General features: G+C 68.6%; 19 protein-coding genes. All 19 read left to right on the top strand.

The genetic code is table 11. The annotated features are described in order from the left end of the window. The first annotated feature begins 42 nt into the window (after positions 1 to 42). The 19 genes from HYV93_01445 to HYV93_01355 all read left to right on the top strand — a co-directional run bounded on the left by HYV93_01445 (position 43) and on the right by HYV93_01355 (position 18,786). Positions 43 to 891: a class I SAM-dependent methyltransferase gene (locus tag HYV93_01445; GenBank protein MBI2524622.1), complete on the top strand. Its 849-nt coding sequence runs from the start codon at positions 43 to 45 to the stop codon at positions 889 to 891. Next, positions 888 to 1,589: a class I SAM-dependent methyltransferase gene (locus HYV93_01440; protein MBI2524621.1), complete on the top strand. Its 702-nt coding sequence runs from the start codon at positions 888 to 890 to the stop codon at positions 1,587 to 1,589. The genes HYV93_01445 and HYV93_01440 overlap by 4 nt, the downstream gene beginning before the upstream one ends. Next, positions 1,586 to 2,746, top strand: coding sequence for a DegT/DnrJ/EryC1/StrS aminotransferase family protein (locus HYV93_01435; protein ID MBI2524620.1), 1,161 nt, complete (start codon positions 1,586 to 1,588; stop codon positions 2,744 to 2,746). The genes HYV93_01440 and HYV93_01435 overlap by 4 nt, the downstream gene beginning before the upstream one ends. A 6-nt stretch (positions 2,747 to 2,752) precedes the next feature. Beyond that, positions 2,753 to 3,349, top strand: a complete 597-nt coding sequence (locus HYV93_01430) for a sugar transferase (GenBank protein ID MBI2524619.1) — start codon at positions 2,753 to 2,755, stop codon at positions 3,347 to 3,349. Positions 3,350 to 3,394: 45 nt separating this feature from the next. After that, a complete protein-coding gene (locus HYV93_01425) occupies positions 3,395 to 4,003 on the top strand; it encodes a sugar transferase (GenBank protein ID MBI2524618.1) in 609 nt (202 codons plus the stop codon). A gap of 25 nt (positions 4,004 to 4,028) precedes the next feature. Further along, positions 4,029 to 5,024 carry a thiamine pyrophosphate-dependent dehydrogenase E1 component subunit alpha gene (locus HYV93_01420; GenBank protein ID MBI2524617.1) on the top strand — a complete coding sequence of 332 codons (996 nt, stop codon included), beginning with the start codon at positions 4,029 to 4,031 and terminating at the stop codon, positions 5,022 to 5,024. Continuing rightward, positions 5,021 to 6,046, top strand: a complete 1,026-nt coding sequence (locus tag HYV93_01415; protein MBI2524616.1) for an alpha-ketoacid dehydrogenase subunit beta — start codon at positions 5,021 to 5,023, stop codon at positions 6,044 to 6,046. The genes HYV93_01420 and HYV93_01415 overlap by 4 nt, the downstream gene beginning before the upstream one ends. Positions 6,047 to 6,055: 9 nt before the next feature. Then, on the top strand, positions 6,056 to 6,883 hold the full coding sequence (locus tag HYV93_01410) for a class I SAM-dependent methyltransferase (GenBank protein ID MBI2524615.1): 828 nt from the start codon (positions 6,056 to 6,058) through the stop codon (positions 6,881 to 6,883). Then, on the top strand, positions 6,858 to 7,973 hold the full coding sequence (locus HYV93_01405; GenBank protein ID MBI2524614.1) for a DegT/DnrJ/EryC1/StrS family aminotransferase: 1,116 nt from the start codon (positions 6,858 to 6,860) through the stop codon (positions 7,971 to 7,973). Before HYV93_01410 ends, HYV93_01405 begins: the two co-directional genes overlap by 26 nt. Continuing rightward, positions 7,970 to 9,823, top strand: a complete 1,854-nt coding sequence (locus tag HYV93_01400; GenBank protein ID MBI2524613.1) for a polysaccharide biosynthesis protein — start codon at positions 7,970 to 7,972, stop codon at positions 9,821 to 9,823. Before HYV93_01405 ends, HYV93_01400 begins: the two co-directional genes overlap by 4 nt. Positions 9,824 to 9,947: 124 nt before the next feature. After that, positions 9,948 to 10,496: a YdcF family protein gene (locus HYV93_01395; protein ID MBI2524612.1), complete on the top strand. Its 549-nt coding sequence runs from the start codon at positions 9,948 to 9,950 to the stop codon at positions 10,494 to 10,496. Between the two features lie 40 nt (positions 10,497 to 10,536). Further along, positions 10,537 to 11,691, top strand: a complete 1,155-nt coding sequence (locus tag HYV93_01390; protein ID MBI2524611.1) for a hypothetical protein — start codon at positions 10,537 to 10,539, stop codon at positions 11,689 to 11,691. Between the two features lie 22 nt (positions 11,692 to 11,713). Then, complete coding sequence (gene pseG / locus HYV93_01385; protein MBI2524610.1) at positions 11,714 to 12,862, top strand: UDP-2,4-diacetamido-2,4,6-trideoxy-beta-L-altropyranose hydrolase; 1,149 nt, start codon at positions 11,714 to 11,716, stop codon at positions 12,860 to 12,862. Between the two features lie 14 nt (positions 12,863 to 12,876). Next, positions 12,877 to 13,941 (top strand): pseudaminic acid synthase, encoded by a 1,065-nt coding sequence (gene pseI / locus HYV93_01380; protein ID MBI2524609.1) that lies wholly within the window; start codon positions 12,877 to 12,879, stop codon positions 13,939 to 13,941. Next, on the top strand, positions 13,938 to 14,945 hold the full coding sequence (locus tag HYV93_01375) for a Gfo/Idh/MocA family oxidoreductase (GenBank protein ID MBI2524608.1): 1,008 nt from the start codon (positions 13,938 to 13,940) through the stop codon (positions 14,943 to 14,945). The genes pseI and HYV93_01375 overlap by 4 nt, the downstream gene beginning before the upstream one ends. Further along, on the top strand, positions 14,942 to 15,727 hold the full coding sequence (locus tag HYV93_01370; GenBank protein ID MBI2524607.1) for a glycosyltransferase family protein: 786 nt from the start codon (positions 14,942 to 14,944) through the stop codon (positions 15,725 to 15,727). Before HYV93_01375 ends, HYV93_01370 begins: the two co-directional genes overlap by 4 nt. Beyond that, positions 15,708 to 17,012, top strand: coding sequence for an aminotransferase class III-fold pyridoxal phosphate-dependent enzyme (locus HYV93_01365; protein ID MBI2524606.1), 1,305 nt, complete (start codon positions 15,708 to 15,710; stop codon positions 17,010 to 17,012). The genes HYV93_01370 and HYV93_01365 overlap by 20 nt, the downstream gene beginning before the upstream one ends. 23 nt (positions 17,013 to 17,035) lie before the next feature. Continuing rightward, complete coding sequence (locus tag HYV93_01360; protein MBI2524605.1) at positions 17,036 to 17,617, top strand: GNAT family N-acetyltransferase; 582 nt, start codon at positions 17,036 to 17,038, stop codon at positions 17,615 to 17,617. Then, positions 17,614 to 18,786, top strand: coding sequence for an N-acetyl sugar amidotransferase (locus HYV93_01355; protein MBI2524604.1), 1,173 nt, complete (start codon positions 17,614 to 17,616; stop codon positions 18,784 to 18,786). Before HYV93_01360 ends, HYV93_01355 begins: the two co-directional genes overlap by 4 nt. Positions 18,787 to 18,799 lie beyond the last annotated feature (13 nt).

Here is an 18,799-nt window from a genome sequence, read left to right as displayed (position 1 = left end):
CGGGCCCGGTGCGAGAGAATCCCGGAGACCCGGAACGGCTGTGTGGCCTGTGGCAGCTCGCTGTCGCGGGTTGCCTTCCGGAAGAACGGCTACGCCATCGCCCGCTGCCTCGACTGTGGCCATGGCTGGGTATCTCCCTTTCCCGGGCGGGAGGAGCTGGCGGCCCTCTACAACGAGGAGTTCTTCGAGATCGCCTACTTCCAGGATCAGGACGTGCGGCGCAAGAACTTCGAACTCTGGGTCCGCGCGATTGGCATGCCGCCGGCCGGCGGCCGCTTGGTGGACGTCGGCTGTGCTGACGGGCTCTTTCTCGAGATCTCCGCGAAGGAGTGGGACGTCAGGGGAATCGAGATCTCGCGCTTCGCGGCGGAGTCCATTCGGGCGCGGCTGGGGATTCCGGTCGATGTCGGCGAGCTTCCGGATCTCTCGTACCCCGACGGCTCCTTCGACGTGGTCACCATGTGGGATGTGCTGGAGCATGTGCCGAACCCGGACGCGTACGTGCGCTCGGCGTTCCGGGTCCTGCGTCCGGGCGGCCGGGTCTACATCACGACGGGCGACTTCGACAGCGGGATGGCCCGGGTGCTCGGCCGGAAGTGGCGGCTGATATCGCCGCCGTTCCACCTGCACTTCTTCTCCCGGCGGTCGATGCGGCGCATGTTGGAATCGGCCGGGTTCGAGGTCCGGACGGTCGAGACCTCCGGGCGATACGTGACCCTTCGGCACCTGATGTTCATCGGGCACAGCATGACCCAGCTCGGCCTGTGCCGCGTTCTCTACGAGCGCCTCCGGGACTCGCGCATCGGGAAGGCGCGCCTCTACGTGGACGTCGGGGACATCATGCTGGTGGGCGCATCGCGACCAGAGGTGCCGCCGGGGAGCGCCCGATGAGCGAGGTCGAGCGGATCAGGATCGCGTACGCGCGGCGCGAGCGGGACGTTCCTCCAGGGCGCTACTCGTACTTCTCGCCCGGCCATCTGCTTTGGATGCAACAGCTCGAGCGTGATATGCTGCGCCTGCTTCGTGACCATGGGCTCACCGACTTGGCGCGGCTGGACGTGCTCGAGGTGGGATGCGGGTCCGGGGAGGTCCTCCGGCGCTTCATGACCTATGGGTGTCTTCCAGAGCGCTTGAAGGGCATCGACATCCGGCCTGACGCGATCGAGGAGGCGCGCCGCATGCACCCGAACGTGGACGTTCGCTGCGGTGACGCCGCCGAGCTGCCGTTCGAGAGCGAGCAGTTCGACCTGGTGGTGCAGGTGCTCGCGTTCAGCTCGATGCTGGACGACGGGATGCGGCGGCGCGCGAGCGCGGCGATGGCGCGGGTGCTCCGCTCCGGCGGTCACATCCTGTGGTACGACCTCTACTACAACAACCCCGCGAATCCGGATGTCCGCGGCACCGGACCGGCCGAGATCCGGGCGCTGTTCCCGTCGTTCGAGGCGACCTTCCGTCGGGTCACCCTGGGGGCGCCCGTGGCGCGAGCCCTGGCGCCCTGGTCGAGGGGGCTCTGCGGCCTTCTCGAGCGCATCCCGTGGTTACGCAGCCACTATCTCGCCCTCCTGACAAAGGCCGCGCCGGAACCGTGACGGGCCGATTCATTCCGTTCAATCGCCCGCAGATCGAGGAGGAGGAGATCCGGGCGGCGGTGGAGACTCTCCGCTCGCGCTGGCTGACGACCGGGCCGCGGGCGGAGGAGTTCGAGCGCGACTTCGCGCGATACGTGGGGGCTCGGCATGCGATCGCGGTCAGTTCGGGCACGGCCGCGCTGCAGCTCGCCCTCGTCACGGCCGGCGTGAGCGCCGGGGACGAGGTGATCACGACGCCGTTCACGTTCACGGCGACGGCCGAGGTGATCGTGCACTGCGGCGCGCGCCCGGTCTTCGTGGACGTGCGCCCCGAGGATGCGCTCATGGATCCGGCCCGAGTCGAAGCGTCGCTGACGCCGCGAACGAAGGCGATTCTCCCGGTCCACTACGCCGGCCAGCCCTGCGACGTGGAGCGCCTCGGCGCAGTGGCCGCCGCGTCGCGCCTCGTCCTCGTTGACGATGCGGCCCATGCGCTGCCCGCCCGCGTGGGCGGCCGGATGGTCGGAACGCTCGGGGACCTCACCGCCTTCAGCTTCTACGCGACGAAGACCATCACCACCGGGGAAGGCGGCATGGTGACCACGGCGAAGGAGGAGTACGCCGAGCGCATCCGCGCCTTGCGCCTGCACGGTCTCAGCAGGGATGCGTGGACGCGGCACGACGCGGACGAGAGCTGGCAATACGAGGTCCACGAGCCGGGATACAAGTGCAACATGATGGACTTGCTGGCCGCGATCGGGATCGAACAGCTGAAGAAGTGTGACGCCTTCCACGCCGCGCGGTGTCGCTGCGCCTCGGCCTACACCGCGGCGTTTTCCCGGATGGAGGCGATCATCCCCCCCCGCGAGGCGGCCGGCCGTCAGAATGCGTGGCACCTCTACGTGATCCTGATCCGGCCCGAAATGCTGACCATCGACCGCGGCCAATTCGTCAGGCAGCTGAGAGCGCGGAACATCGGGGCGAGCGTGCATTTCATCCCGCTGCACCTTCAGCCCTATTACCGGAAGGCCTTCGGGTACGCGCCGGGGGACTTCCCGAACGCCGAATGGTTCTACGAGCGCTGTATCTCGTTGCCGATCTACCCGGGGATGACGCAGGACGATGTGCTGTCTGTCATCGAGGCCGTCGCTGACCTCTCGAGGCGGTTCCGGCGCTAGCGCCACATGGTGAAGCGGCTCGTCGACGTGGTGGTGAGCGCGGTCGCCCTCGTCGCCCTCTGGCCGGTGTGGGCCGTGATCGCCCTCCTGATCAAGCTGGACTCCCCGGGGCCGGTTCTCTACCGCGGGCGTCGGGTCGGCTTGAGGGGACAGGAGTTCGTCGTCTACAAGTTCCGCACCATGGTGGCCGACGCGGAGCGCCGTGGGCCCGCGATCACCGCGCGCGATGACTCTCGCGTCACCCGCATCGGCCGGACGCTCCGTGATCTGAAGCTCGACGAGATGCCTCAGCTCATCAACGTGCTGACGGGTACGATGAGCATCGTGGGGCCCCGACCGGAGGATCCCCGATACGTCGCGCGCTATAGCGAGGATGAACGACGGGTGCTTGACGTGCGCCCCGGGCTGGCGAGCCTGTCGTTCATCGCCTATCGGCACGAGGAACGCCTCCTCGAAGAGGTCGTCGGCGACCGGGAGCGGTTCTATACCGAGACCATCCTTCCGCAGAAGCTGCGGCTGGATCTGGAGTACGTCAGGCGGCAGTCGCTCGCCTACGATGCAGCGATCCTCGCCCGCGCGGCGGTGTCGCTGCTCCGGGCCTGAGGCGGGGCCGCGGAGCCCGTGCGGACGGGAAGGAGCATGAGGGGAATGGTCGTCAAGCGCATCGTGGATATCGCGATCTCGGCCGTCGTCCTCCTGCTCCTCCTGCCCCTGTTCGCCGTCGTGGCGGTGGCGATCAAGCTGGATTCGCCCGGCCCGGTGTTCTTTCGCGGCTGGCGCGTGGGCCGGCACGGCAAGCCGTTCCGCATCTACAAGTACCGCAGCATGGTCGTGGGTGCGGACCGGATGGGCGGTCCCTCGACCCCGGCGGACGATCCGCGCATCACGCGCATGGGGCGGATCGTCCGGAAGTACAACCTGGACGAGCTGGCGCAGTTCATCAACGTGCTGAAGGGGGATATGAGCATCGTCGGGCCCCGACCGGAGGTGCAGCACTACGTGGACATGTTCACGGAAGAGGAGAAGGCGATCCTGTCGGTCCCGCCGGGAATCACCGACTGGGCCACCGTGTGGATTCGCGACGAGGGCCAGATCCTCGCGGGCAGCCCCGACCCGGAGCGCGCGTACATGGAGAAGATCAGACCCGAGAAGCTCCGGTTGCAGCTCGAGTACGTGAGGAAGCGGTCCCTTGCCGTCGACCTTGCGATCATGCTCACGACGCTCAGGACCCATCTCATTGACCGCTTCGCCAGCTAGCCGGAGCGGAGAGAGGGATCGGGACATGCTCCGAACGGAGGATCGCGTCGTCCTGCTGCGGGCCCTGTACGTGACCATGGTCCGGATGCGGGGCGTCGAGGAGACGATCGCGGACCTGCTGGAGGCGAAGGAGATCGGGTGCCCGACGCACCTCTACACGGGTCAGGAGGCGGTCGCCGCGGGCGTGTGCGCCGCGCTGCGCGCCGACGACTACGTCTTCGGGGGGCATCGCTCGCACGGCCACTACCTGGCGAAGGGCGGGGACCTCAACGCCCTGATGGCGGAGCTGTATGGGAAGAAGACGGGGTGCTCCGGCGGTCGCGGCGGTTCGATGCATCTCGTCGCTCCAGAGGTCGGGGTCCTGGGCACCGCCCCGCTGGTCGCCGGCACGATCCCGATCGCGGTGGGAGCGGCCCTCGCGTCGGCGCTCCGTGGCGATGGCCGGGTGACGGTGGCGTTCTTCGGGGACGGGGCAGCGGAGGAAGGAGTGTTCCACGAGTCGATGAATCTTGCGGCTCACCGCAAGCTCCCGGTGATATTCGCATGTGAGAACAACTCCTACGCGAGTCACATGCACCTGCTGGAACGGCGCGCCCGGGACAACATCGTCGCGAGTGCCGAGGCCCACGGGATGCCTGGACGCGTGCTCGACGGGAATGACGTCCTCGCGGTGCTCTCGGCGGCGACCGAGGCGGTCCGGGACGCGCGGAGCGGCGCAGGGCCCACGCTGCTCGAGTGCCGAACCTATCGCTGGCGGGGCCATGTCGGCCCCGCGCTGGACTTCGACGTCGGCGTGCGGCGGAAGGATGAGCTCTGCGAATGGCGGGGGAAGGACCCGGTCACCCGGCTGGCGGAGCACCTGCTGGCATGTGGCATGACGCGGGAGGACCTGGACGGGGTCCGCCGCGACGTGGACGCGGAAGTGCACAAGGCCGTGACCTTCGCCCGGGAGTCCGCGCCCCCGGAGGTCGAGAGCCTCACGGAGCACGTCTATCGGTCCGCCTCGGAGAGGCAGGGGTGACGGCACGGTCGATCAGCTACGCGCAGGCGATCCGGGAGGCGTTCGCGCAACTCCTGGCGCAGGATTCGCGCGTGTTCGTGATCGGGCAGGGGCTCTGGAGCCCCTGGTACGTCGGCACGAGCATGCAAGACATCGACACGGAGTTCGGACGAGAGCGGATCATCGACTCGCCGGTATCCGAGAACGCGACGACGGGAGCGGCGATCGGAGCCGCGCTGGCTGGAATGCGCCCGATCGTGGTGCACCCCCGGATGGACTTCATGCTGCTGGCGGTGGATCAGATCGTGAACGAAGCGGCGAACTGGCACTACATGTTCAACGGACGAGTCAACGTGCCGGTCGTGATCCGGCCCGTGATCAACCGTGGCGGCGAGCAGGGAGCCCAGCACTCCCAGGCGCTGCACGCGTGGTTCGCGCACGTGCCGGGGCTCAAGGTCGTCATGCCCGCCACGCCCTACGACGCGAAGGGCCTGTTGATCGCCGCGGTGCATGACGGCAATCCGGTGGTCTACATCGACGACCGGTGGCTGTACGGCGAGATGGGCGAGGTCCCGGAAGACCCGTACTCCGTGCCGATCGGGCAGGCCGCGGTGCGGCGCCGGGGCCGTGACGTGACGGTGGTCGCCACGTCGTACATGGTGGTGGAGGCCATGAAGGCGGCCAGCGCGCTCGAGGAGGTCGGAATCGACGCCGAGGTCATCGACCTGCGGTCGGTCAGGCCGCTGGACGAGGCGACGATCTTCGCGTCCGTGAAGAAGACGGGGCGGCTCGTCGTGGCCGACGCGGCCTGGCTGAGCTGCGGCGTCGGCGCGGAGGTGGCGGCACGGGTGGCCGGAGGCGCCTTCGAAGCCCTCAGGGCGCCCATCGGCCGAGTTGGCCTGCCTGACGCGCCCGCGCCGACGAGTCGCGCGCTGGAAGACGCCTACTACCCGAGGGCGGGCCAGATCGTCACCGAGGTGCGACGGCTGACCGGGGGCGGGAAGTCCCGGGATGGCGTCGCGGTTGCGCGTGGGCGGCACTGAGAGGCGCCGGTGAGCGCTGACTACTCGACCGTGACGGAGACCCCTGGCGGGGGCGCGACGCAGCGGAATCTGGACATGCTCTACGCCCGGTATGCCTTCGCCGCGGGCTACTGCGAAGGGAGGGACGTGCTGGAGGTGGCGTGTGGTCCGGGCCCCGGCCTCGGCTATCTCGCACGGAAGGCCCGCCGCGTCGTCGGGGGTGACTACACGGAAAGCCTGGCACGGTTGGCGCGGCAGCACTACGCCGGGCGCCTCCCCGTCCTCCGATTGGACGCCCACGACTTGCCCTTCAGCGATCAGTCCTTCGATGTGGTGATCCTGTTCGAGGCCGTCTACTACCTGCGGGCGTTCGATCGGTTCCTCGGCGAGTGCCGCAGGTTGCTTCGACGCGGAGGAGTGCTGTTGATCTGCGAGGCCAACCCGGAGCGACCGGACTTCAACCCGAGCCCGTTCAGCGTCCGGTACTACTCGGCGGCCGAGCTGCGTGACGTGCTCGGCAGGCACGGGTTCGACGTTGAGATGCTCAGCGCGTTTCCCGTGCGGGAGTCCTCGCGTCGCGCTGGGCTCATTGTGCTGCTCCGCCGTGGTGCCGTCGCCCTCCACCTGATCCCGAAGACCATGAAGGGCAAGGCGGTGCTGAAGCGCCTGGTCTACGGGAAGCTCAAGCCGTTCCCGGCGGAGGTCACCGAAGGGATGGCCGCGGTGCACGAGCCCGTTCCACTGCCTGGGAATGCCGCCGGTGACGGGTACGAGGTGATCTACGCCGTCGCGCGCGCCCCCCGGGAGCGTCACGCGACCCCAAGGGAGGATCATGGCGTACCGAGTGCGCTTCGTTGAGCCCGATCGGCACTACCGCAGGCTGAAGAAGGAGGTCGACGCGGCGATGGGGAGCGTCCTGGCCAAAGGGGACCTGGTGCTCCGCAGCCAGTTGCGTGACTTCGAGGAGCAGCTCGCGGCGTTCGTGGGGACGCGCTACGCGGTGGGCCTGAACAGTGGTTTCCACGCGTTGCACCTGTCGCTCCTCGCGGCGGGCGTCGGACCCGGCGACGAGGTCGTGACGGTGGCGCACACGTTCGTGGCGACGATCTCGGCGATCGTGCTGGTGGGGGCAACGCCGGTGCTGATCGACGTGGGGCCCGACTACAACATGGACATGGACGGTCTCGAGCGGGCCATCACGAAGCGAACCAAGGCGGTGATCCCGGTGCACCTGAACGGCCGCGTCTGTGACATGGCCCGGCTGATGGCCGTCGCGGAGCAGCACGGCCTGGTGGTGATCGAAGACGCGGCCCAGGCCATCGGCGCGACCTTCAAGGGCACCCGGGCGGGTTCCTTCGGCCTGGCGGGCTGCTTCAGCTTCTACCCGTTCAAGGTGCTGGGCGCAGCGGGCGATGCGGGCGCCATCACCACCAACGACCCGGAGGTGGCCCGCACGGTGCGCCTGCTTCGGTACAACGGGGAGGATCGGGAGACCGGCGAGTACCACTACCATGGGTTCACGTGCCTGCTCGACAACATGCAGGCCGCGATTCTCGACGTGAAGCTTCGCCACCTGTCGACCTGGCTCGAACGGCGACGGCACGTCGCCGAGATGTACCGCGAGGGGCTCTCGGGCCTGCCGGGCCTGCAACTGCCGCATTTCGACGGTGCGGAGTATGCTGACATCTACCAGAACTACGTGGTGCGGACCCCTCGTCGTGACGAGCTCGCCGCCCACCTGAAGGATCAGGGGATCGAGACCCTGATCCACTGGCGCAAGCCGGTCTGGGAGCACCCCGGGTTGGGCCTCGGAGCGCATGACCTGCCGGAGACGGCACGTATCTGCCGGGAGGTGATCTCCTTACCGATGAACGCCGAGATCCGTGACGCCGACGTCCGGTGCGTTGCAAGGACGGTGCGAGCCTTCTTCTCGCGCCGACCGCGATGAGCCGCTCGGGATCCGACACTCCGCGCCCGACGATCCGGTGGCGGCGGCCGCTGCGCCGCACCCTGACGACCGGCATCAACATCGGCCTGTCCGCCACCGCCTACGTGCTGGCGTTCCTCTTGCGGTTCGACCTCGCCGTCGACCGGGTTCCATGGCGTCTCGTGTTCGAGACCCTTCCGCTCCTCCTCGCCATCCGCGTGGCCGTGTTCTTCTGGTTTCGTCTCAACGGGGGCATGTGGCGCTACGTGGCGATGCGGGACGTCCTGGACATCGTCAAGGGCGTCAGCGCTGGATCGGTCCTCTTCGCGGGAGCGGTGGTCCTGTCCGTGGCCGGGGATGTCCCGCTGTCCGTCGTGGCCATCGACTGGCCCCTGTGCCTCGTCCTCGTGGGGGGAATCCGGCTGGCGATCCGGTGGATGCGTGAAGCCGACGCCCGGCGCGGTCGACCCCGTGCGCGCCCCGTGATCGTGGTCGGTGCGGGAAATGCCGGCGAAGCCGTGATCCGGGAGGTCGAGCGGAGCCCGGCGCTGGCGTACCGCGTGGTCGGGTTCGCCGACGACGACCCGCTGAAGATCGGCCGTCGTCTGCACAGCGTGCAGGTCTTCGGCTCGATCGACGCCCTCCCCGAGATCGTGCGCCGCCAGGGCGCCGAGGAGATCCTGATCGCGATCCCGTCCGCGACGCCGGCCCAGCGGCGGCGCATCGTCGAGAAGTGCCGGGCAACGGCGCTCCCGTTCAAGAGCATGCCGCCGCTGCAAGACCTGCTGCTCGGGCGCGCGCGGATCGACCAGATGCACGAGGTGACGCCGGAAGACGTGCTGGGCCGCGACCGCGTGAGCCTCGATCGTGACCTGCTGGGCCGCGAGCTGCGCGGGAAGCGAGTGCTGGTCACGGGCGGGGCAGGCTCGATCGGCAGCGAGATCGTGCGGCAGGTTGCGGTCTTCGAGCCAGAGCTCCTGGTCCTCCTCGACCGGGCCGAGAGCAACCTCCACGACGTCTCGCTGGAGATCCGCGACCGATATCCGGCGCTCAACATCGTGCCGATCGTGGGCGACGTGTGCGACCGGGCCCACGTGGAGGAAGTCGTGGCCCGGCACGAGCCCCATCTCGTGTATCACGCGGCGGCGTACAAGCACGTCCACCTGATGGAGGAACAGCCGCTGGCGGCCGTGGCGAACAACGTCTTCGGAACGGCGAACGTCGCGGAAGCGGCGATGAAGACCGGCGTCGCGAAGTTCGTGCTGATCTCGACCGACAAGGCTGTCCGTCCCGTGGGCATCATGGGCCTGACCAAGCGGCTGGCCGAGTGCCTGCTCCTGTCGTTCAACGTCGGCTCGACGAGCTTCGTCTCGGTGCGGTTCGGGAATGTGCTGGGAAGCGCCGGGAGCGTGTTGCCCACGTTCCAGCGACAGATCGCGCTGGGACGGCCGCTCACGATCACGGATCCCGACGCGTACCGGTACTTCATGCTCATCTCCGAGGCGGCGCAGCTGGTGCTCCAGGCGGGTGCGCTGGGCAAGGGCGGCGAGGTCTTCTTCCTGGACATGGGCGAGCCGGTTCGGGTGATGGACATCGCGCGGAACCTGGTGTCGATCGCCGGGCTCGAGCTCGGCAAGGATGTTCAGGTACGCATCGACGGGTTGCGCCCCGGCGAGCGCCTCCGGGAGGCGCTGGTGGCCGACATGGAAGACCTGGAGCCCGCACAGCACCCGAAGGTGCTGGTCGTGCGAGGCAGCGGGTTCAACCGGGAGGCTTTCCTCATGGACCTGGACGTGCTGAGGGAGTGCGTGTCGACGAGGAACCACGAGCGCTGTGTGGCCCAGCTACGCCGGATGGGCGAGCGGTACTAGCGCAGGGAGGGGCAGCGGCGTCGGCAGGCGCCACCGGTCCTGGCGCTCCGTACTGGGGATCGGTGCGGCTCTGCTCCTGCTCGTGGGCGCTGCCTGGGCGAGCGGGATCTCCCGGCCGCTTGCCGTGCGGCTGGCAGCGTACCTCAGCGTGGAGGATCGCCTCGAGCGGGCCGACGCGATCTTCGTGTTCGCAGGCGGGTTTCCGGCGCGAGTGCTGGCGGCGGCCGAGCTCTTTCGCAACGGCTACGGGAGGGTGCTGGTGGTCGATCGGGATACCGTGCCTCCGGGATTCGAGCGGCTGCGGGCCCTCGGCGTCGAGATCTCGACGCCGTCGGAGATGGAGCGACACGTCGCCGTGCAGCTCGGTGTTCCCGGCGGGAGCGTCGAGGTCCTTCCGCGGGCGAGCCGGAACACCGAGGACGGGGTTCGCCAGCTGCTGACGCTGGCCGAGCAGCGCAACCTCCGGACCATCATCCTGGTGAGCTCGAAGTTCCACACGCGGCGGATCCGGCTGATGTTCGACGCGCATTCGGAGGGGAAAGCCCGCGGGATCGTGTACGGGACGCCGTATGACAGCTTCGATCCGCAGGACTGGTGGCGCCGGCGGGACGATGTCCGCAGGGTGGTGTTCGAGTACCAGAAGCTCCTGAACTGGTGGCTGGTCGGGTATTGAGCGGAGGAGGCATGCGGAGCCCTGACGGTGAGGTGACGCGGTGAAGACCGGCCACGCCGACGATGAGCTGGACCTGCTCGGCTACGTGGCGGTCCTCTGGCGGTACGGCTGGATGATCGTGGGCCTGTGCGTGCTGGCGGTCGTTGTCACCGGTGTCGTCTCGCTGAGAACGCCGAAAGTCTACGAGTCGACGGCGACCCTTCTGGGGCCGCGGGAGAGCACGAGCGGCGGAGCGCTCTCGAACCTTGCCGTGTCCACCCTCGCTCAATCCGTGACCGGGCTGTCGCTGCCGTCGCTCACGCCGGGTCGTGACATGATGATCAGCGTGCTGAAGAGCCGGAAGCTGGCTCGGCTGCTCGTCGACCGTCTCGAGCTGCAGCGGCATTACGGGGTCCCGGAGTCGAGCCTGGCGGTGCAAGCCCTCCGTGGCGCCACGCGGATCGAGACCACGCGGGAGGGTGTGCTCGCCATCACCGTGGAGGACACCGATGCCCAGATGGCGGCGCGCCTCGCCAACGAGTACGCGGCCGAGCTGGATCGTCTGCTGCTGCAGTTCGGAAGCGGCGACGCCAGCCGCCAGCGGACGTTCATCGAGCACCAGCTCGCCAGCTCCAAGAAGGAGCTCGCGGACGGGGAGGAGCAGCTGCGCCGCTTCCAGGAGAAGAACAGCGCCATCGTCTTGCCCGATCAGGCCCGGGGAACGATCGAGGCGGGCGCGCGCCTGCGGGGCGAGATCATGGCCGCGGAGGTCCAGCTGCAGGTGATCCGGAGCTTCGCCACGGAGAGCAATCCGGAGGTGATGACGCTTCGCCGGCGGATCGAGGAGCAGCGGCGACAGCTCCAGCGAATCGAGCACGGCGAGGCGCGGCCCGGCCGGTCGGCCGACATGTCGCTGCCGTTCGCGCGGGTGCCCCAGCTGGGACTGCAGCTGGCCCGCTTGACGCGGGACGTGAAGATGCTCGAGACCGTGGTGACGCTGCTCACGGGGCAGTACGAGCAGGTGAAGATCACCGAGGCGAAGGACCTCCCGGTTGTGCAGGTGCTGGACGAGGCGATGCCCGCCGTGAAGCACTCGCGCCCGAAGACGCTGGTCAACGTCGCGATCGCCGGGGTGGCCGGGTTGCTGGTCTCGAGCGTGCTGGCCCTGTTCATCGACTACGTGCGGAGGGCATCCTCCCGGGCCCGGGCCGCCTGAGGGGGGCGACCGGGGTGCGCTCATGACGGGCGACAGGCTGCTGGAACAGTCGCGGCGGGTGGCCGCGGAGGCCGAGGCCGCGGGCCTGACCCGGAACGGCATCGCCTTCCGCGTCGATGCCGACTCGCGGATCGGCGTGGGGCATCTCATGCGGAGCCTGGCGCTGGCGGAGGCGTGTGTCGAGCGCGGGAGCTGTGCCACGATCATCACGGCCTGCCGCTCCGCGACGCTCCTGGAGCGGATCCGGGCGCGCGGGGCGGACGTCGTGAGCCTGACGGAGGCGGACCTGCGAGACGGAGGGCTCGCGCGGACGGCGGAGTCCGTACGAGGCGGGCGCCATGGCTGGGTGGTTCTCGATGGGTACGACTTCGGCCCGGCGTATCAGCGCGGTCTCCGGCGCTCGACGCCGGCGCGGCTGCTCGTCATCGACGACTACGCCCACCACCCCTCCTACGACGCCGACGTGCTCCTGAATCAGAACGTGTTCGCGGAACAGCTCGAGTACCGCTGCGCGCCCGACACCGTCCGCCTGCTCGGTCCGCGGCACGCCTTGCTGCGCCGCGAGTTTCGAGCCGACCCACCTCCGGCGAGAGACGTCGCGTCCGTCGGGCGCCGCATCCTGGTGACGCTGGGGGGGGCAGACCCCGAGCAGGTCACGCTGACGGTGGTGCGAGCGCTTGACCTGGTGGATCTCCCGAACCTCGAGGCGACGATTCTCATGGGCCCGGTGAGCCGCCACGTGGAGACCGTGCGCCTGGCCGCCGAGGCGAGCCGGAGGGCCGGGCGGCGCGGCTTCACGGTCCTGCACGACGTGGTCGATCCGCGTCCCCTGATGGCCACCGCCGACGTCGCGATCACCGCGGGCGGGAGCACCTGCTGGGAGCTTGCGTATCTGGGGGTTCCGATCGCCGCCGTCACCGTTGCAGAGAACCAGCGCCGCATCGCGGCCGGGCTCGAGCGGCTCGGCGTGGCAGTCGACCTGGGGTGGTTTCGAGCTCTCGAGGTCGGGACCATCGCGACCCAGCTGGGTGCGCTCCTCCGGAACGGTCCCAGGAGGGCCGAGATGAGCGCGCGCGGCCGAGCGGTCGTCGATGGCCGCGGCACCGATCGCGTCCTGGCGGCGCTCGGCGCCGGGCCGCCGGCACGCGTGGCCCAACGGCGGGGAAGCTGAGCCAGGGGAGCGTCATGGCATCCGTTGGGCCGTGCATCAAGATCAAGGACCGCCTGATCGGCCGCGGCCGGCCTGCCTATATCGTGGCTGAGATGTCGGGCAACCACAATCACGACTTCGACGCGGCGGTCCGGATCCTTCACGAGGCGAAGGCCGCGGGCGTGGACGCGGTGAAGCTGCAGACGTACACCGCCGACACCCTGACCATCGACTGTGATGCGCCTCCCTTCCAGATCCCCGCCAGCAGCATGTGGGCCGGCCGGACACTGTACCGGCTGTATGAGGAGGCCTACACGCCGTGGGAGTGGCAGCCGAAGCTGAAGCGGATCGCCGATGGCCTCGGCCTGGACCTCTTCTCCACGCCGTTCGATGCGTCCGCGGTCGAATTCCTCGAGTCGCTGGAGGTGCCGGCGTACAAGATCGCCTCGTTCGAGGTGGTGGATCTCGAGCTGGTCCGGAGGATCGGACAGACGGGCAAGCCGGTGATCATGTCGACGGGGATGGCCACGCTGGCCGAGATCGACGAGGCGGTCCGTGTCCTGCGGTCGGTCGGTGTCTCCGAGCTGGCGTTGCTGAAGTGCACCAGCGCCTACCCTGCGCCGCCCGAGGAGATGAACCTCCTCACCATGGGGCACCTGGGGGAGACGTTCGGCGTCCCGTTCGGGCTATCTGACCACACCCTCGGTCACGACGTCGCGATCGCCGCAGTGTCCCTGGGCGCCTCACTCATCGAGAAGCACCTCGTCCTCTCCCGGAGCACGCCCGGTCCGGACGCGGGATTCTCCATGGAGCCGGCGGAGATGGCCGAGCTGGTCCGGAGCGCGCGGCGCGTGGAGCGGGCGCTGGGGAGCGTGGTCTACGGTCCAACCCTCCACGAGAAGGAGAACCGGATCTTCCGACGCTCCCTCTTCGTCGTCGCGGACACGAAGGCGGGCGAGCCCTTCACGCGGGAGAACGTCCGCTCGATCCGGCCGGGCGACGGCCTGGCCCCGAAGCACCTCGAGGAGGTGCTGGGACGCCGGGCGGCGCGAGACATCCCCTGTGGCACACCCCTGAGGTGGGAGCTGGTGAGCGGATGAGCGGCGCCACCCCCGCGGCCGGCATGCGCGCGCTGGTGATCGGATTTGGATCGATCGGGCGCCGGCACACGGGCAACCTCGTGGCCCTCGACAGCGGCGAGGTCGCGGTGTGTGATCCGGACCCGGAGCGGGCGCGGGCGGCGGCCGAGGAGTTCGGTGTGGTGACGTATCGGTCCATCGACCAGGCCCTGACCAGCCGGCCCGACGCGGCGCTCGTCTGTACACCGCCGAGCCTGCACGTGTCCACCGCGTTCGAGTGCGTGGAAGCGGGGGCCGACGTCTTCATCGAGAAGCCGCTGGCGTGCGAGCTGACCGGGGTGGAGGAGCTCCTCGACGCCGCCAGGCGCCGGGGCCGGACACTCCTGGTTGGCTACAACTACCGGTACAGCGCGCCGCTCCAGCAGATGAGGCGCGTGATCGAAGAGGGTGCGATCGGCCGCGTCGTGGCGGTCCGGGGCCAGGTCGGACAGTACCTGCCCGACTGGCGTCCCGGGCGGGATTACCGCCTGGTGTACACGTCGCGGGCGGATCAGGGCGGCGGGGTCCTGCTCGACATGACGTCTCACCAGATCGACTATGTCCGCTGGCTGGCCGGCGAGATCCAGTCGGTGTACGCCGTGACGGGCCGCCTCGGGGACCTCGCGATCGAAGCCGAGGACACCGCGATCCTGACGTTGCGGCTCCAGAGCGGTGCCCTCGCCACCCTCCACGCGGACTGCCTGCAGCGGACGTACGTTCACGAACTCCGAGTCATCGGAACCCGCGGCACTCTGCACCTGGAGTTCCGCGGGGCCCTCCGGTGGTGGCAAGAGGACGGCCGCTGCCTCGTGCTCGCGGAAGGAAGCGATCCCAACGAGGCGTTCGTGGAGGAGATGCGTCATTTCCTCGCGTGCGTGGCGCGGCGCGAGCCGCCGCGGGTCCCTGGCGAGGAAGGCCGACGCGCGGTCGAGATCCTCGTGGCCGCGAGGGACTCGGCGCGGCTGGGTGTGGAGATCAAGGTGTGAGCCGGGTGGTGGCGATCCTGCAGGCGCGGATCGGCTCCACGCGTCTGCCCGCGAAGGTCCTGGCCGACGTCGGCGGTCTGCCACTGCTGGCCCGCGTGATCGCCCGGGCGACCCGGATCCCGGGGGTCGATGCGGTGGTGGTGGCGACCAGCGTGCACGCTCGAGATCAGGCGGTGATCGACGTGGCGCGCGCCAACGGAGTCGGCTGGTTCGCAGGGAGCGAAGCGGACGTGCTCGATCGGTACTACCGAGCGGCTCGCGACGCCAGGGCGGCCGTCGTGGTGCGTCTGACCGCCGACTGCCCGCTGCTCGATCCGGCCGTGAGCGGCCTGGTCCTCGCACGGTTCCGAGAGGGGCAGACCGATTACGTGTCCAACGTCCATCCCCCCACCTACCCGGACGGCCTCGACACCGAGGTCTTCTCGTTCGGAGCGCTCGAGCAGGCGTGGACGCACGCGCGGGAGCCGGCCGAGCGGGAGCACGTGACGCCGTACATCTGGGGGACTCCGGGGACGTTCCGGATCTCGAACGTCGAGCACTCCGAGGATCTGTCCTCGCACCGGTGGACGGTCGACGAACCCGAGGATCTCGAGTTCGTCCGGGGGGTGTACCGCCTGATCGGATGCGAGAGGTTCGGGATGGAGGAAGTCCTCGACTTGCTCGAGCGCGAGCCCTCGCTGGCCCGTCACAAGGACCGGCGCGACGCCTGCGGGCCATGCACGAACACTGCGGCGCGCGCCGGCGCGCCCGCGCGAGGTCACGATGACACTCAGATCCGGTAAGGTGTCCCTCGCACGATCCCAGGCCTACCTGGAACGGGCCCGGCAGCTGATTCCCGGCTGCAGCCAGACGTTCAGCAAAGCGCCCTCGCAGTTCGTCCAGGGGGTATCGCCGGCGTTCCTGCAACGCGGGAGCGGGAGCCACGTCTGGGACGTCGACGGGAACGAGTACGTCGACTACGTGTCGTCGTTGGGGGCCATCATCCTCGGACACAACGATCCGGATGTCAGCGCCAGCGTCGGCCGTCAGATCGCGGAGGGGACACTCTTCTCCCTTCCTCATCCCCTCGAGGTGGAGGTCGCGGCGCTCCTGACCGAGCTGGTGCCCTGTGCCGAGATGGTGCGATTCGGCAAGAACGGGTCGGACGCGACCGCGGGGGCCGTCAGGGCGGCACGGGCCTACACCGGCCGGGAGCTGGTGGTCTGCTGCGGGTATCACGGCTGGCAGGACTGGTACATCGGCACCACCACCCGCAACAAGGGAGTTCCCGAGGCGGTCCGCCGTCTGACGCTCACGTTCCCCTACAACGACGCCGAGGCGCTCGAGCGGATCCTCGCAGAAGAGAGAGACGGGATCGCGTGTGTCGTGATGGAGCCTATCGGAGTGGTCGATCCCAAACCGGGGTTTCTCGCCCGTGTCCGCGAGCTCACCCACCGGGCGGGTGCGGTGCTGATCTTCGATGAGATCGTCACCGGGTTTCGGATCGCGCTGGGCGGCGCCCAGACGTATTTCGGCGTGACCCCCGATCTGGCCTGTTTCGGGAAGGCGATGGGGAACGGTTACCCGGTCGCCGCCGTCGTCGGTCGACGCGATCTCATGGAGGTCTTCGAGGAGGTGTTCTTCTCGTTCACCTTCGGCGGGGATGCCCTCGCGCTGGCCGCCACCCTGGCGACACTCGAGAAGATGCGATCGCAGGCGGTGATCCCGCACCTGTGGCGGCAAGGCAAGATCCTGCAGGATGGGTACAACGGGCTTGCGGCCGAGCTGGGACTGTCCGGCTTCACCCAGTGCCTCGGGCTGCCCCCCCGGACCGTCGTGCAGTTCAAGGACGCGCGGGGGGAGGACTCGCTGGAGCTGCGGAGCCTGTTCCAGCAGGAGATGGTGAAGCGGGGAGTGCTGTTCCTCGCCGGGTTCAACCTGACGTTCGCCCACAGCGACGGCGATGTATCCCACACCCTCGAGGCATGTCGCGAGACGTTGCAGGTCGTCGCGCGCGCCGTGTCGGCCGACGCGGTCAGGGACATGCTGGAGGGCGCACCGGTCCAACCAGTGTTCCGTCGAGCGTGAGGGGACCCGTGAGCCGAGAGGCGATGGCCTTCCTGGTCGGAGAGCGCGTCTACCTTCGGGCCGTGCAGCAGTCGGACGCGGGCGAGACCTACGGCGGATGGCTGAACGATCCGGAGGTCACGCGGTACACGGAGAGCCGGTTCTTCCCGACCACGGCGGACAAGCTGCGCGAGTACGTCAGGGCGCTGGAGGGGAGTCGGGACAGCATCTTTCTCGCCATCGTGGACAGGCGAACGCAGCAGCACGTGGGAAATATCAAGCTGGGACCCATCGACTGGATTCACCGTCTCGGAGACATCGGACTTCTGATCGGCGACAAGTCCGTGTGGGGACGCGGGTACGCCACCGAGGCCATCCGCCTGGTGAGCGACTACGCGTTCCGGCGGTTGAACCTTCACAAGCTCACCGCGGGGTGCTACAGCACCAACCTGGGGTCGATCCGCGCATTCGAGAAGGCCGGGTTCCACGAGGAGGCGCGGAGGCCGCGGCACTACTACTCCGAGGGGGCATACGTGGACCTCGTGTACCTGGCGGCGATGAACGAGCGAGAGAGAGCGGAGTGCGAGACGGAAACGGGACCGAACCGGAGGAACGAAGCACGATGAGCAAGGCGCCCGGGAAGATTCTGAACGACTTGCGGAGGTGCGTGCGGTGCCTCCTGCCGGAAACGCACGAGACCATCCTCTTCGACCGCGAGGGGGTCTGCAACGTCTGCAGGCAGATCGAGGACAAGAAGGCGAAGGTCGACTGGGCGGCCAAGGAGCGAGAGTTCGTCCAGCTCCTCGATGCGTACCGGGGCGGCCACTCGTACGACTGCATCGTCCCCTTCAGTGGCGGAAAGGACAGCACCTTCACCCTCTACCACCTGGTGACCCACCACAAGCTCAAGCCGCTCGTGGTGACGTTCGACCATGGCTTCATGCGGCCGCGAACACTGGAGAACAACGACCGCACCCTCAAGAAGCTGGGGGTCGACTATCTGAAGTTCCGGCCCAACTGGAAGGTCGTGCAGAAGCTGATGCTGGAAAGTCTCAAGCGGAAGGGCGATTTCTGCTGGCACTGTCACACGGGGATCTTCTCGTATCCCATGCACATCGCGGTGAAGTTCAAGATCCCGCTGGTGATCTGGGGCGAGCCGAGCGCCGAGTACACCAGCTACTACGGTTATGGCGAGCAGCAGGAGGAAGAGGTGGATGAGCGGCGGTTCAACCGGTTCGTGAACCTCGGCATCACGGCTGAGGACATGGTGGGCATGCTCGACGGCACGGTGACGGAGCGGGACCTGGAGCCGTTCACGTACCCGAGGCCTTCGGACCTGCGCGCCATCAACTGCCGCTCGATCTGCCTGGGGAGTTACATGCCCTGGGATGTCAAGACACAAGTCCAGGTCATCAAGCGGGAGCTGGGCTGGCAGGAGAACGACGTGGAGGGGGTGCCCCCCGCGTACGGGTACGAGAAGATCGAGTGCGCCATGCAGGGGGTGCGGGACTACCTGCGGTTCATCAAGCGCGGATACGGCCGGACGAACCATCTCGCGGCCATCGACTTGAGAAATGGACGGATCACGCCGGAGGACGCGGCGGCGCTCATCGAGAAGCACGACGGGAAGCGGCCGGCAAGCCTCGACGTCTTCCTCGAGTACGTGAACCTCACGGAGGACGACTTCATGGCGATCGCCCTGAAGCACGTCGTCGCCCCCCATGTCCACGACTCGCGGCAGGTCACCAAGGGTGAACCGCTCTGGGACCAGGCGCGGTGGGACGTCTCGAAGTGACGGCGGTGGTCGA

This window comes from Candidatus Rokuibacteriota bacterium (assembly GCA_016188005.1).
Taxonomy (GTDB): Bacteria; Methylomirabilota; Methylomirabilia; order Rokubacteriales; family CSP1-6; genus UBA12499.
Note: the sequence above shows the minus strand (reverse complement) of the source record. Positions and strands in the feature narration are given on the sequence as shown.

Excerpts from the sequence above, each read along its gene's own strand:
- HYV93_01440 (MBI2524621.1), top strand. The coding sequence starts at position 888 with ATGAGCGAGGTCGAGCGGATCAGGATCGCGTACGCGCGGCGCGAGCGG.
- HYV93_01430 (MBI2524619.1), top strand. The coding sequence starts at position 2,753 with ATGGTGAAGCGGCTCGTCGACGTGGTGGTGAGCGCGGTCGCCCTCGTC.
- HYV93_01425 (MBI2524618.1), top strand. The coding sequence starts at position 3,395 with ATGGTCGTCAAGCGCATCGTGGATATCGCGATCTCGGCCGTCGTCCTC.
- HYV93_01420 (MBI2524617.1), top strand. The coding sequence starts at position 4,029 with ATGCTCCGAACGGAGGATCGCGTCGTCCTGCTGCGGGCCCTGTACGTG.
- HYV93_01405 (MBI2524614.1), top strand. The coding sequence starts at position 6,858 with ATGGCGTACCGAGTGCGCTTCGTTGAGCCCGATCGGCACTACCGCAGG.
- HYV93_01400 (MBI2524613.1), top strand. The coding sequence starts at position 7,970 with ATGAGCCGCTCGGGATCCGACACTCCGCGCCCGACGATCCGGTGGCGG.
- pseG (MBI2524610.1), top strand. The coding sequence starts at position 11,714 with ATGACGGGCGACAGGCTGCTGGAACAGTCGCGGCGGGTGGCCGCGGAG.
- pseI (MBI2524609.1), top strand. The coding sequence starts at position 12,877 with ATGGCATCCGTTGGGCCGTGCATCAAGATCAAGGACCGCCTGATCGGC.
- HYV93_01375 (MBI2524608.1), top strand. The coding sequence starts at position 13,938 with ATGAGCGGCGCCACCCCCGCGGCCGGCATGCGCGCGCTGGTGATCGGA.
- HYV93_01365 (MBI2524606.1), top strand. The coding sequence starts at position 15,708 with ATGACACTCAGATCCGGTAAGGTGTCCCTCGCACGATCCCAGGCCTAC.
- HYV93_01360 (MBI2524605.1), top strand. The coding sequence starts at position 17,036 with ATGGCCTTCCTGGTCGGAGAGCGCGTCTACCTTCGGGCCGTGCAGCAG.
- HYV93_01355 (MBI2524604.1), top strand. The coding sequence starts at position 17,614 with ATGAGCAAGGCGCCCGGGAAGATTCTGAACGACTTGCGGAGGTGCGTG.